Source organism: Neobacillus sp. Soil_C_43, assembly GCF_057656715.1.
Genome location: NZ_JBDGJV010000003.1, coordinates 148,733 through 162,435, shown reverse-complemented (window position 1 = coordinate 162,435; position 13,703 = coordinate 148,733). Strand labels below are relative to the sequence as shown.

General features: G+C 39.7%; 12 protein-coding genes and 1 riboswitch. Of the genes, 10 read left to right on the top strand and 2 right to left on the bottom strand.

Annotation, left to right across the window (positions count from 1 at the left end; all coding sequences use genetic code 11):
* Window positions 1–31 precede the first annotated feature (31 nt).
* The 10 genes from ribD (at window position 32) to AC3A54_RS07065 (ending at window position 10,702) form a co-directional block, all read left to right on the top strand.
* Window positions 32–1,114 (top strand): bifunctional diaminohydroxyphosphoribosylaminopyrimidine deaminase/5-amino-6-(5-phosphoribosylamino)uracil reductase RibD, encoded by a 1,083-nt coding sequence (gene ribD, locus AC3A54_RS07110; protein ID WP_487653941.1) that lies wholly within the window; start codon window positions 32–34, stop codon window positions 1,112–1,114.
* Between the two features lie 15 nt (window positions 1,115–1,129).
* Window positions 1,130–1,789 carry a riboflavin synthase gene (gene ribE, locus AC3A54_RS07105; RefSeq protein WP_487653940.1) on the top strand — a complete coding sequence of 220 codons (660 nt, stop codon included), beginning with the start codon at window positions 1,130–1,132 and terminating at the stop codon, window positions 1,787–1,789.
* Window positions 1,790–1,843: 54 nt separating this feature from the next.
* Window positions 1,844–3,037, top strand: a complete 1,194-nt coding sequence (locus AC3A54_RS07100) for a bifunctional 3,4-dihydroxy-2-butanone-4-phosphate synthase/GTP cyclohydrolase II (protein ID WP_487653939.1) — start codon at window positions 1,844–1,846, stop codon at window positions 3,035–3,037.
* Window positions 3,038–3,262: 225 nt separating this feature from the next.
* Window positions 3,263–3,733: a 6,7-dimethyl-8-ribityllumazine synthase gene (ribH, locus tag AC3A54_RS07095; protein WP_487653938.1), complete on the top strand. Its 471-nt coding sequence runs from the start codon at window positions 3,263–3,265 to the stop codon at window positions 3,731–3,733.
* Window positions 3,734–3,757: 24 nt separating this feature from the next.
* Window positions 3,758–4,330: a 5' nucleotidase, NT5C type gene (locus AC3A54_RS07090; protein WP_487653937.1), complete on the top strand. Its 573-nt coding sequence runs from the start codon at window positions 3,758–3,760 to the stop codon at window positions 4,328–4,330.
* Between the two features lie 281 nt (window positions 4,331–4,611).
* Window positions 4,612–4,798: riboswitch (cobalamin riboswitch) on the top strand.
* A 129-nt stretch (window positions 4,799–4,927) separates the two neighbouring features.
* Window positions 4,928–6,721, top strand: coding sequence for a DUF4430 domain-containing protein (locus AC3A54_RS07085; RefSeq protein WP_487653936.1), 1,794 nt, complete (start codon window positions 4,928–4,930; stop codon window positions 6,719–6,721).
* 53 nt (window positions 6,722–6,774) lie between these two features.
* Window positions 6,775–7,509 (top strand): DUF4430 domain-containing protein, encoded by a 735-nt coding sequence (locus tag AC3A54_RS07080; protein WP_487653935.1) that lies wholly within the window; start codon window positions 6,775–6,777, stop codon window positions 7,507–7,509.
* Between the two features lie 18 nt (window positions 7,510–7,527).
* Window positions 7,528–8,406, top strand: a complete 879-nt coding sequence (locus AC3A54_RS07075; RefSeq protein ID WP_487653934.1) for an energy-coupling factor transporter transmembrane component T — start codon at window positions 7,528–7,530, stop codon at window positions 8,404–8,406.
* The gene (locus AC3A54_RS07070) at window positions 8,388–10,013 is read left to right on the top strand and encodes an ABC transporter ATP-binding protein (protein ID WP_487653933.1); all 1,626 of its coding nucleotides are present in this window, start codon (window positions 8,388–8,390) and stop codon (window positions 10,011–10,013) included. The genes AC3A54_RS07075 and AC3A54_RS07070 overlap by 19 nt, the downstream gene beginning before the upstream one ends.
* Complete coding sequence (locus AC3A54_RS07065) at window positions 10,010–10,702, top strand: ECF transporter S component (protein WP_487653932.1); 693 nt, start codon at window positions 10,010–10,012, stop codon at window positions 10,700–10,702. Before AC3A54_RS07070 ends, AC3A54_RS07065 begins: the two co-directional genes overlap by 4 nt.
* Window positions 10,703–10,797: 95 nt before the next feature.
* Here AC3A54_RS07065 and AC3A54_RS07060 read toward each other — a convergent pair whose 3' ends face one another.
* Both AC3A54_RS07060 and AC3A54_RS07055 read right to left on the bottom strand, forming a co-directional pair.
* Window positions 10,798–11,322, bottom strand: a complete 525-nt coding sequence (locus AC3A54_RS07060; protein WP_487653931.1) for a CBO0543 family protein — start codon at window positions 11,320–11,322, stop codon at window positions 10,798–10,800.
* A gap of 177 nt (window positions 11,323–11,499) precedes the next feature.
* Complete coding sequence (locus AC3A54_RS07055) at window positions 11,500–13,590, bottom strand: transglycosylase domain-containing protein (RefSeq protein WP_487653930.1); 2,091 nt, start codon at window positions 13,588–13,590, stop codon at window positions 11,500–11,502.
* Window positions 13,591–13,703 lie beyond the last annotated feature (113 nt).

The window sequence follows — 13,703 nt, the reverse complement described above, 5'->3', positions numbered from 1 at the left end:
TTTTTTAATCCTTTTCAAAGGAGAAGAAAAAATGAACGATAAATTTTACATGAATCTAGCTTTAGATCTTGCCAAAGGAACGTTAGGTCAAACTACTCCAAATCCTGTGGTAGGTGCTGTTCTGGTGAAGAATGGGCAAATTATCGGAATGGGTGCCCATCTAAAAGCAGGTGAACCACATGCAGAAGTACATGCCATTCAAATGGCGGGTGAAAAAGCGAAAGATGCTACTTTGTATGTAACACTTGAGCCGTGTAGTCATCATGGAAAAACACCACCTTGCAGTGACCTGGTGATTAGGACTGGGGTAAGGAAGGTGTTTGTTGCAACAACTGACCCAAATCCACAAGTAGCAGGGACAGGAATAGAGCGAATCAAAAAGGCAGGAATTGAAGTGGAGGTTGGCTTAATCCAAGAGGAAGCTCGTGAGCTAAATAAAGTCTTTTTTTATAACATTCAAACAGGCCTGCCGTATGTCACATTAAAATCGGCAGCAAGTTTAGATGGGAAAACGGCAACAGTAACTGGTGAGAGTATGTGGATTACGGGTGAGCAAGCAAGAGCCGATGTTCATCAGTTTCGCCATCAGCATGACGGGATATTAGTTGGTGTTAATACCGTAATAAAGGACAATCCATCTTTAACAACAAGAATGTCTTATGGTGGGAAAAATCCCATTCGAATTATTCTCGATACGCACCTAAGAACGCCAATAAATTCCAAGATTGTTACTGATCATCAAGCACCGACTTGGATTGTGACAGGGAATGATGTAGCCCGTGAGCGAATCCATCTTTTTATGGAATGGGGCGTTGAAATAATCCAAATGGAAACGAACCACATACGTATAAAGGATTTACTTGTTATTCTCGGAAAAAGAGGAATAACTTCACTTTTTGTTGAAGGTGGCGCAGAAGTGCATGGCAGCTTTTTAGAGGAACGATCTTTTCAACAGATCATTACCTATATTGCACCAAAATTAATTGGCGGAAAATCGGCGCCAACTTTATTTGGTGGACATGGGATCGAAAAAATAGCTGAAGCCGTTTCATTGAACATTAAACAAGTGGATAGGATTGGTAATGATATAAGAATCATTGCAGAACCTATGTAAGGAGAAGAAACTAGTATGTTTACTGGAATCATTGAAGAAATAGGAAGCATTGCCAATATTCAAAGAACGGGTGAATCATTTGTTTTGTCGATTGAAGCGAAAAGAATACTTGAAGATGTGCACCTTGGTGACAGTATTGCTGTCAACGGAGTATGTCTGACCGTCACTTCTTTTTCAGGAAAGCATTTTACCGTTGATGTCATGCCTGAAACGGTGAAAGCGACGAGCTTACATACAATAAAGCGTGGTTCAAAAGTTAATTTAGAGAGAGCGATGGCTGCAGGGGGAAGATTTGGAGGTCACTTTGTGTCTGGCCATATTGATGGAACTGGGGTCATTAAAAGGAAACAGGCGCTTGAGAATGCGGTTTATTATGAAATTGAAGCAAATCCGGATTTACTGCGATATGTCATATTAAAGGGATCGGTTGCAGTAGATGGGACAAGCTTAACAGTCTTTGCTGTAACGGAGGACAGCTTTACTTTATCGTTAATCCCTCATACATTAGCTGAAACAGTACTAGGATTAAAGAGCTCTGGGGATATTGTGAACCTCGAGTGCGATATGATCGGTAAATATGTAGGTCATTTTATAACAAACCTAACAGATGATTCAAAGCAAAAGAGCCGAAAAGGGATAACTGCTAATTTTTTAGAAGAAAATGGATTTTATTAAAATATTTCCTTTGGAACGCTATGGGTTAAGTGATAAAAAAAGGAGTGGTTTGGCATGTTTAATACGATCGTGGAAGCTTTATCGGATCTGAAAGAAGGCAAGGTTATCATTGTTTGTGATGACGAGGATAGAGAAAATGAAGGGGACTTTATTGCCCTGGCTGAAAAAACTACCCCCTCTGTTATTAATTTTATGGTCACTCACGGCAGAGGGCTGGTATGTGTACCAATAGAAGAAGAGTTAGCGCAAAAATTAGATTTAATGCCAATGGTTTCTAAAAACACGGACCCACACGGAACCGCCTTTACAGTCAGTATTGATCATAAGTTTTCAACGACAGGTATTTCCGCCTATGAACGGTCAGCAACAGTCTTGAGCATGCTTGATCCTGAAGCAAAAGCAAGTGATTTTAAAAGACCCGGTCATATCTTTCCGTTAATCGCAAAAAAAGGTGGAGTTTTAAGACGTACAGGACACACCGAGGCAGCTGTAGATTTAGCTAGATTGTGCGGCTCCAAGCCTGCAGGGGTCATTTGCGAAATCATGAATGAGGATGGGACAATGGCTCGAGTTCCTCAACTTAGAAAAATAGCGGATGAGCTAAACGTAAAAATGATTACCATCAAAGACTTGATTGAATATCGAAACAAAAAGGATAACTTGGTCAAACGTGAGGTGGAAATCAATTTGCCTACCGAATTTGGAACCTTTAAAGCTGTGGGGTATTCCAATCTTGTAGATGATAAAGAACATGTTGCATTAGTGAAGGGTGAAATCGACCCTGAAACACCCGTCCTTGTCAGGGTTCATTCAGAATGTTTAACAGGAGATGTATTCGGTTCCTACCGCTGTGATTGTGGGCCACAGCTTCATGCAGCCTTAAGTCAAATCAATCAAGCGGGAAGTGGCGTGCTTTTGTACATGCGCCAGGAAGGACGCGGAATTGGTCTGTTAAATAAGATGAGAGCATATAAGCTGCAAGAAGAAGGCTATGATACCGTTGAAGCGAATGAAAAGCTTGGCTTTGGAGCAGATTTAAGGGAATACGGTATCGGTGCTCAAATCCTGAAGGACTTAGGCATTAAGAAAATGATGCTGTTAACAAACAATCCCCGAAAAATAAAAGGTTTGAAGGGGTATGATCTTGAAGTAGTTGAACGGGTGCCACTTCAGATGGAAATGCGAAAAGAAAACGCCAATTATTTACGAACAAAGCACGATAAGTTAGGACACATGTTTCATTATTAATATAGGCTGTGTTAAAGAACATTGTTACTTTCTATACTCTGTTGATTGGAGTGGAAGGCGCGAAGACTCCTGCAGGAGTAGCGGTCTCGGGAGACCCTGCAGGAGGAACGACGAGGAGGCTCCTGGAACGCCCGCGAACCGCTCGCGCCTGGAACGGAAATCAACAGACAACTTTAACAAAGCCTTAATATATAGACAAAAATATAATTATTTGGAGGCATACACATGGGATACACATTTGAAGGAAATTTAGTAGGATCAGGACTAAAGGTTGGAATCGTGGTTGGACGTTTTAATGAATTTATTACAAGTAAATTGTTAGGTGGAGCACAGGACGCGCTAAAAAGACATGGTGTTGATGAAGCAAACGTTGATATCGCTTGGGTGCCAGGTGCATTTGAAATCCCGTTAATCGCTCAAAAAATGGCAAACAGTAAGAAGTACGATGCCGTAATCACGCTTGGTACGGTTATTCGTGGCTCAACGCCTCATTTTGATTATGTATGTAATGAAGCAGCTAAAGGTGTTTCAGCAACTGCATTAACTAGCGGAATTCCAGTTATTTTTGGGGTGTTAACAACGGACTCCATTGAACAAGCTATCGAGCGTGCGGGAACAAAAGCAGGCAATAAGGGCTGGGATGCAGCTGTCTCTGCCATCGAAATGGCTAATTTATGTAGAAATATTGAGCAATAAGATTTGACGGGAAGCAGAAATAAGATGAAATTTGGATTCGATGTAGATGATACATTAATAAACCTAAGAGAGCATGCCTTTCATTTGTATAATAAAAAATTGCAGAAGACAGTTCCGGTAGAAGAATTCCACAGTTTAACAACACTGGAGATACATAAACCATTCGGGTTAAGTGATCAAGAAGGCAGTAAGATGTGGAATGACTCCTTAGAAGAGATTTATTATACGGACTGTTTACCTTTTCCAGACGCAGTTGAAGTGATAAACGAGCTGAAGCTGGCAGGTCATGAGGTATATTATATTACTTCAAGGCCATTAGTACATTGTGAACGTTCGAGGAATTGGTTGGTGAATGCAGGTTTTCCTGTTGATAATGCCTCTTTTTATTGCGGCATGAAGGATTCAGAGAAAATCAATATCATTAAGGAATTAGAGTTAGATTATTACTTTGATGATAAGCCTGCAGTTTTAGAAACCCTCATGGAATTGGGACCACGTGTCATTATGAAACACAGCTCTTATAACCAACATATTCAATTACCAAGAATTCATTGTTGGTCAGAGCTTAAGGATATATTAAAGGAACTTGAAAAATGAGGCTGACTTTGATCAGCCTTATTTTCTTATTCAAAGGCTATGTTAAAGAACAGTGTTGATTTTTATACCTTGTTGATTGGAGCGGAAGGCTCGAAGACTCCTGTGGGAGTACGGTTCAGGGGAGACCCCGCAGGCGCAAGCGCCGAGGAGGCTCGCCGAAACGCCCACGAACCGCTCGAGCCTGGAGCGGAAATCAACAGGCATTTTTAACAGAGCCTATTCAAAAAATAAAATCATATACAAATCAATCAGTTTTTTACTATAATAGTGTTAACATAAAAAAATAGCTCGGTAAAACAGGTGCTAAGGTCTTAAATAGACTTTTAGCTTAATAGGGAAGTTGGTTAAAGCCAACGCGGTCCCGCCACTGTAAATGGGAGCAACCTAAACATGTCACTGTCGATAGATGGGAAGACTTAGGGAGCGATGATCATGAGCCAGGAAACCTGCCTGTTTTTGAACACAACAGCCTACGCGGATAGGAGAGTGTTAAGAATAGAAGCGGTTTCTCGTTTCCTCCTTAACCTACATAACACTCCTCCTCCTTTTAGGGGGATTTTTTTATGTCTATTTAATTAGGAAAGGAAGAGTTCCAAAATGATGAAGAAAAGTAATTTGTGGATGGTCATGCTGTTAATTTTTACTTTATTCACAAGCGGGCTACAAGCTCCTGTACTAGCAGCCGACCTAGGAAAACAAGGGTCCATTACAGTTTTGGGTTTGGATGGAGCCAACCCAATCTTAGCAAAAACCACTGTTCAAATCAGTGACGCTGAAACAGCAACAGAAGCGTTAATAGCAGCTGTTGGTGAAAGCAATGTTGAATTTACTGATACCTCATATGGGAAAATGCTCACGGGAATTAAGGGGGTAAAAGCAGAAGGGACAAATTATTGGGCATTTTTTATTAATGATGTTGCAGCACAGGTTGGTTCTGACAGCTATGTCGTCCAAAAGGGTGACCAATTAACGTTCCGTTTGACAGATTGGACAAAAGCCCCACAGAATACGGTTTCGCTCAAAGTGGTTAATAGTGATAAAAGTAACCTTACTGACCAATCAGGAATTGAAGTGATTGGAAGTCCAACTGCATTTCAACTATTACAAGTAATCCTTGGCCCTGATAAGGTTGGATACAGTGAGAGCCAGTACGGGAAAATGATTACCTCTATTAATGATATACAAGCAGAAGGTACAAACTATTGGGCATTTTACGTAAACGATAAAATGGCTGAGGTTGGAGCAGACAGCTATCCGCTTCAATCAGGAAATCAAATTAGCTTTAAACTGGAATCTTGGGAAAATGGATCGGGTGATGGCAACACAGGAGGAGAAACACCAAACCCCAATCCTTCTGGTGGAACGATTTCTGAAAAAACGATTCAAACATCCGTTGATTCAGCCAGCAAATATGTGTTGCAGAATAATGTAGGCGAATGGGAAGTAGTTGCATTAAAACAAACAGGACAGACAATTCCTGCTACATACCTTGCATCGGTAAAATCTCTAGTCAAGGAAAAACAAGGGAAGTTCAATAGAATCACCGATTCAGAGCGGTATGTCCTTGGAATACTTGCAGCTGGTGGTGATCCAACAAATGTAGTTGGCTATAACTTAGTGGAAGCCATTTACAATGGTAATGTCACTAAGCAAGGGTTAATTGGGGTGTCCTATGCTTTAATTGCTTTAGATAGCGCGAACTTTGCCATTCCAGAATCTGCACAATGGACAAGAGAAAAGTTAGTCAAGCATTTATTAGATAGGCAAAATCAAGATGGCGGCTGGGCTTGGGATGAAAGTGCTACTAGCGATATTGATACAACTGCGATGATTTTAACAGCACTTGCTCCATATAAAGAGCAGCCTGAAGTAAAGGGCAAGGTAGATGCTGCCATCCAGTATTTATCTACACAATATCAAGCATCAAAAATAGATAATAGCTCAACAGCAGCCCAGGTCATCATTGCTCTCGCTACTTTAGGGGTTGATGCGAATGCAGCTCCATTTACTGGTCTTGTTGAATATTTTCTATCCTTCCAAAATGGGGATGGTGGCTTTGATTGGCAGGGAGGAGATGTAAGTGATGCGTTCACCACTTCACAAGGAATCCAAGCGTTAGCTGCGTATCAGCTATATACAACAGGAAAAGGCTCATTATATCAGCTTCCATTAGTTGAGCAAAAGCCTGAAATGGAGAAGCCAGAGACTCAAACACCTGGTGAAGAGGCACCAGCGAAGACAACTCCTAATCAAGATAATGGTAGTAATAGTGTGAAGGGACATACGTTGCCAAATACTGCAACAGATATGTATAACCTGCTCGTGGTTGGTCTTTTGATTATGCTAATCGGAAGTCTAGTTTATATGAAGCAAAGAAAAAGATTTTCATAAGTAAAATTTGTCCCCTCCTACTAGTTAGGAGGGAACCTAGAGGGGGCGCATCTATGAAAAAATGGATGAAAGGTACAGCATTTCTTAGTCTATTATTCGTTTTGTTCTCCTTAGTTGGATGTGGTTCGAATGAACAAACTACGAAGGAAACAAAAAAAGAAGAAAAAACTGTTCAAGTAGAAAAACAAAACGAACAAGAAAAGAAGGAAGAGGCAAAAGTTGAACCGAGTAGTGAACAAAAACAAACTACGGATTCTTCAACAGTTGCTTCTGTAGAAAAAGAGGAAAATCAGTCTACAACAACAACTAGTACGCCGAAGCAAACGAGTCCATCTAATCAGCAACAAACACCGACGACCAAAACAAATACGGCTGCGACGACAAATAAAAGTAGTACTCCGACGACTACGACCCAAACACCAACGTCGACAACTCCTGCATCAAAGCCGAGTACAACCAAAACACCAAAGCCAGCCACTACGGTAACGTTATCAATCGTTGGACCAAAGGATCGAGGCACCATTGTTGCTGCAACAAAAGTTAGTTTTAAAGACGGCGACACCATTTATGATATTATTTTAGCAACAGCTAAAAAACATGGTATCGTGATTGATGCTCGGGGCAGCGGGGCAACTGCCTATATCGAAGGAATTGATAATATTTATGAGTTTGATTATGGTCCAAAAAGTGGTTGGGTATTTGAGCAAAATGGAGTTAGTCTCACTAAGAGTATTGGGGTTACAAAAATCAAAGATGGTGATCGGATTGAGTGCATCTATACCGAATAACATAGGGGGGAACGTGGGATGAAAGGTCGTTTTGAACGTTTTCATCCTCTTGTGTCCTTTCTTTTTTATGCTGGGGCCATTTCACTGCTAATTCTTATGCTGCATCCCATTTTTCTCGGAGTGGCCTTAATCGTAATTTTAATGATTAACTTTATTCATGATCAGTTAAGAGGACTGCGACGCTGGTATATTTTTATTATCAGTACCTTCCTCCTTATGCTCATCACAAATCCTTTATTTAATGAAAGAGGACGCCATTTGCTGTTTGAAATGAATGAGCATCGGGTGACACTTGAGGCTGTGATGTATGGGGGAATGAATGCAGTCTCTATAATAGGAATTATTGCGTTATTTATTTCTTATAACGTGATCATGACACCTAATAAGCTATTATTTTTATTTGCAAAAATCCTCCCACAATTTGCTGTTCTCCTTATGCTGACGCTAAGGTTTATTCCGTTAATGAGAAGGAGAATGGAGGAAATCTCAATTGTTCAAAGGAGCAAAGGGAATTCTGTGATTCAGGGGAAATGGAAAACAAGGATTAAGATTGGAATGCTTTATGTACAAACACTGTTAACCTATTCGCTTGAAGAAGCCATTCAAACAGCCGATTCAATGAATGCAAGGGGATATGGTCAAGGTCGAAGGTCTTCCTATGAATATTTTACGTTTAAGAAAACAGATCTTCTTTCAATTTCTTATTTAGTTGTTCTTTTTGCTATCATTTTATTTGAGCGATTTTCAGGCTTTGGTGTATTAACAATCTATCCATTTATGGAAGCATGGCAGTTTTCTGTTAAGGATACCTTTGCTTTCTTATGTTATTTTATGTTCTTAAGTTTTCCATTAATAGTAGAAGTAGGTGGAATGGTCCGATGGCGTTTATTGAATTAAATGATGTTACATTTACATACCCAGACTGTTCGGAACCAGCCATAAGCAATCTATCACTTACTCTTAATAAAGGTGAATTCGTCGTGCTGTTCGGTGCTTCTGGTTCGGGAAAAAGCACACTTTTACAATTATTAAAAAAGGAAATCCAGCCACATGGAACCCTTTTAGGGCAGATAATGATTAATGGGAAAAATCTTCAAGCGGCAGAGGGAAATTCGAAGGAAATCGGCTTCGTGTTCCAAGATCCGGAAAATCAAATGGTTGCGGATGACGTTCTTCATGAAATCGTTTTTGGTCTTGAGAATATCGGACTTTCAACAAATGAAATGAGAACCAGAGTGGCCGAGATGGTTCATTTTTTTGGCGCAGAATCACTGCTGCACAAAAAAGTACATGAACTCTCTGGTGGTAAGAAACAACAGATTAACCTCGCTTCAGTTTTACTCATGCAGCCGGATATTCTGTTACTCGATGAACCTACTGCACAGCTGGATCCAGTAAGTTCACGGGAATTTTTAGATATATTAAAGAGACTGAATGATGAATTTGGTATGACGATTATTATTGCAGAGCACCGTCTCGAAGAGGTTTTTACATTGGCAGATCAAATTGTCATGATGGATCAAGGTAGGGTCCATCTTTCAGGCGAGCCGAGGAAGGTCCTTCCTGAAATTTGGAATTCGCATAATAAAGCATTTATACCAAGTATTCCAGCTTTATTTTTAGAATCGGAAGGAAAGGGAATGATTCCTCTCAGTGTTAAAGAAGGAAGGAAATGGGCCCAAAAGTCGGAGTTAAAACCTATTCATCTGGAAAAAAACAATCCTATTAATTCACTCGGCAATGAATTGATCAAGGGGATTAATGTTTCATGTCGCTACGATAAGCAGGGAGATCTTATTTTAGACGAGCTTGATCTAAGTCTGAAGAAAGGCGAATTTTATGCTTTGTTGGGTGGAAATGGTTCAGGTAAGTCTACATTACTCAAGTCTCTAGCAGGTTTATTGAAGCTGGAAGGCGGAAAGATTCTTCTCGAGGGCAAGCCCTTAAAAGGGTATAAAAACAAGGAATTAACCAAGAGAATTGGCTATTTACCGCAAAATCCTAAACTGTTTTTTATTCAGGATACAATTGAAAAAGAAATCAAGGAAACAATGGCTCAATGGAATGTAACTGACATGAATGAGGTAGAGGTCTTGTTAGGCGGATTAGGGATTGCTCATTTGACATCAAGTCACCCTTATGACTTAAGTGGCGGGGAACTTCAGAAGGCGGCACTTGCGTGTGTATTATTGCGGAAGCCAGAATTGCTCTTGCTGGATGAACCTACAAAAGGATTAGATCCAATCTCTAAAGAAAATTTAGCAAACATTCTCCTTGGTCTGCGCAGATCAGGTATGACCATTTTCATGTCCACTCATGATGTGGAATTCGCGGCACAGTACGCAACCAAATGTGGAATGATGTTTCAAGGGAAGATTACCTCTGAGGATGAACCGAAGAAGTTTTTTAGAGGAAATTTCTTTTATACTACGATGATACAGCGTATTTTCCGTGATCGTATAACAGCGACACCGCTGACGCTAAAGGAGGTAACTCGTCCATGATTAGGAATAAAGGACTAACAACCTTCCTCGTTTTATGTATAATGGTCATCTTATTGGGAGGTACCTTCCTTTGGGAGGATTCCTATTTATGGTTAAGCTTTGGTTTCGTCTTTCTTGCTATTTTGATTTTTCTCGTCCGTTTTGAACGGCGAAAGGTGGAACCACGGGAGCTTGTTTTATTAGCAGTTCTAGCATCCATTGCGGCCGTAGGAAGGATTCCATTTGCAAGCCTCCCAAGTGTTCAGCCAACCACCTTTGTCATCATGATGTCTGGATTTGTTTTCGGTGTAGAAAGCGGGTTTATAATTGGGGCGGTAGCAGCCCTTGCTTCCAATATGATTTTGGGCCAAGGTCCATGGACACCTTGGCAGATGGCTGCATGGGGTTTAGTAGGGTTAACTGCAGGATGGTTGCGAAATACAAAAATACTGACTAGTAAAACTGGTCGGATTATTTTTGGAATTGCATGGGGTTATTTGTTCGGGTGGGTAATGAATCTGTGGGGGTTTTTATCAATCGTTCAATCTGGAAGCCCGTTTGAATGGAAGGCGTTCATGGTATATTTAATAGGAAGTGCTACTTTTGATACAATGCATGCCGTGTCAAATGTATTCTTTTTACTTGTGTTTGATGAGGTTTGGATAAAAATTTTGTCCCGGTTTAAGAGGAAATATGGATTATTAAATTAAAGTATTAACTTAGAATTAAATCAGAAAAAATTTCTCTCTGACCGAACAATTCCCTTCTGTTTGGTCAGAGATGGCACTACTACCTAACAATAATTTTATTTCAATACATTCATAGGTACATTAAACCAATTCCATAGAAAAATCATCCAAATTAAAGAAATTGCCCATGCTAGAAGCGGCTTCAAAAAATGAACTCTCAAAACGGTAAACATGACAATATTAAAACAAATGGACCACATTAAATTCCAACTGTGATCATAATTTATTAAGTTTAAAAAATAAAAATTTATTCCTTCAATTCCACTGTAAAGGAACACCCATAAACTAACCCAAAGGATTTGTTTTTTTATAGAATGGGGATAATGCCCAAGGTAAATAAGAATCGTTGCAGGATAAACTATGATGGCAATCATTAAATCGATGGCCATATGACCAATTAGGAATTGTTGTCCAAAATAAACTTCTTGGTATGACCACATACGATGATCATGAAGCAAACTGTTTTTTAGTAAATCGCCCCCGATAAAAAATAAAATTGTGGAGTAATATGCCTTCCAGTTTTTCCAATCTCCCCATTTAATTCCTGCTAGTAAAAACAGAGCATTAAATACAATATGCATAAAATCCCTCACTCATGCTATTTCCTAAAATTATATATAGAGCATGTAAATGCGCACCTAAAGCATTCTATTATTTTCAACTAATAATAATAAATTCATTCACTTTACAGATATTTCTCGTTGTTTCTTAAATTAGACAAGAGGCTGACCCCTTTGCTTCATGGTCAGCCTTTTCATTTATTGGTTGTATTTTTCTATGAGAGTGTTGATTGCTTTTCCGACATTATATAATATGTTATCCAAGCCTTTTTTCCATTCAGGGGCCTGTTCTTTTATGGTTTCCCCTAATTTTTGCGCATTCTCATTTAATTCTTTGCTGATTTTCTTTGCTTGCTCATTAATCCGTTTCTTTTGTGCAGTTTCGCCAGCCAGCTGGGCATTAATAGAGACAACATCAAATGATTCCTTTGGAAGATGACGGCTTGACTCCTCCATAATTGCTTTAAAAATAGGTACAACATTTGAAGAACTTGAGCTAGGCAGGTAATGCTGCTTATCTGTTTGGTCAAAACCGATCCAAATGGCACCAACGAGATTTGGGGTATATCCCACCATCCATTGATCCTTCGTACCACTTGCACTAAATGGTAGCTGTGTCGAACCAGTCTTTCCGGCTAATTGAAGACCTGGAATTCTAGCACGCTTGCCTGTCCCTGTTTCGACGACATTTAACAGCATTGATGTTATTTCGTTCGAAACCTCTTCAGATGTAACTTTTGTTGTATTCGCTTCATGTTCTGCAATGATATTTCCAGTTGGGCCGACAATTTTTGTAATTAAGTGACTATCCTGCCGCTTTCCGCCATTTGGGAAAACAGAAAAGGCGTTAGCTAATTGAACCGGTGACACACCTTTACTCATACCCCCAAGTGCAATTGCCAAATTTTTATCTTCTTTTTCAACAGGAATGCCAAACCGCTTAAGTGAGTCCATTCCTTTATTTAAACCCACTTCATTTAAAAGCCAAACGGCAGGAATATTCAATGACTCTTCGAGTGCCTTATACATTGGCACCTTTCCTTGATAGGTTCTTGAAAAATTCTCCGGTTTATAATTTCCAAAGGTTATTGGCTCATCTTTCAGTTCAGATGAATAGGAATAGCCCTCTTCTAGTGCAGGAGTATATACAGCTAGCGGCTTCATTGTCGAACCTGGCTGAGCCCTTAATTGTGTAGCTCGGTTAAATCCACGAAATACATGCTCACCACGTCCGCCAACGAGTGCACTAACTCCCCCCGTTTGAGGATCCATTAATGCAGAACCGCTTTGAACAAAAGTGTTTCCTTTCCCCTTTGGAAACAGGTAGTTCTTGCTATACACCTTTTCAAGTCCTGCTTGCAGATTTTGATCCATTTCCGTATAAATTCGGTATCCTCTTGTTAATATTTCATCTTGAGTCAATCCATATTTGGATATGGCTTCATTTAAAACCGCATCCACATAGTAGGGGAATTTTCTCTCAACAAAGCTTCCTCCACCATCTTTGAGACGGATTTTTTGTTTCTTAGCCGTAGAATACTCAGCATTGGTGATCATTCCGAGTTCTTTCATTTTCGCTAAGACTACATTTTTTCGTTTCATGGCTAAATCATAATTATTATAAGGGTTAAGGTAGTTTGGTGCATGAAGTAGTCCCGCAAGCATCGCTGCTTCACCGACTGTTACATCACTAATGTTTTTATTAAAGTATTTTTTAGAGGCATTGCCAATTCCCCAGGCGCCGCTGCCAAAATAAACTTGATTCAGGTACATTTGCAGAATTTCTTCTTTTGTATATACCTTTTCGATTTTTACAGCTAAAAATAATTCTTCGGCTTTTCTCTTGTACGTACGTTCGGGCGAAAGAAGGGCATTTTTCGTAAGCTGTTGTGTTAAGGTGCTACCCCCTCCAGTAATTCTTCCAGCAAATAAGTTACTAAAAAAAGCACGAGCAATCCCTTGAATATCAAAGCCACTATGTTCATAAAAGCGTTCATCTTCAATGGCGACGACGGCATTTGGAACATATTTTGGCAATTCATTCATTTTTATGCCCTTTGTTCGATTCGTTGCCACATTCGTAGCTACCTTCCCACTCTTATCATAAATAACAGTGGGCTGACTTAAACCTTGCTTTAATGACTCTACATTGGCTCTTGTGGCAAGCCAGCCAAAATATGAGATGGTCACTAAAACGACGACAAGGATGATTAACAAAAATATTTGGGTGAGATGTCTTTTCCTCCAGAAACGACGCAGCATGTCCCAAAGTGGATGTAATTTCTCCATGTGATCTCCTAACTTTTAAAAGGAATTTTTGCTTCATATATTATAAAATTTCTAGCAAAAAAAGACCAACAAAAGCGTTTTTCCTACTATTATCCCCTTAAATTTTTTCATTA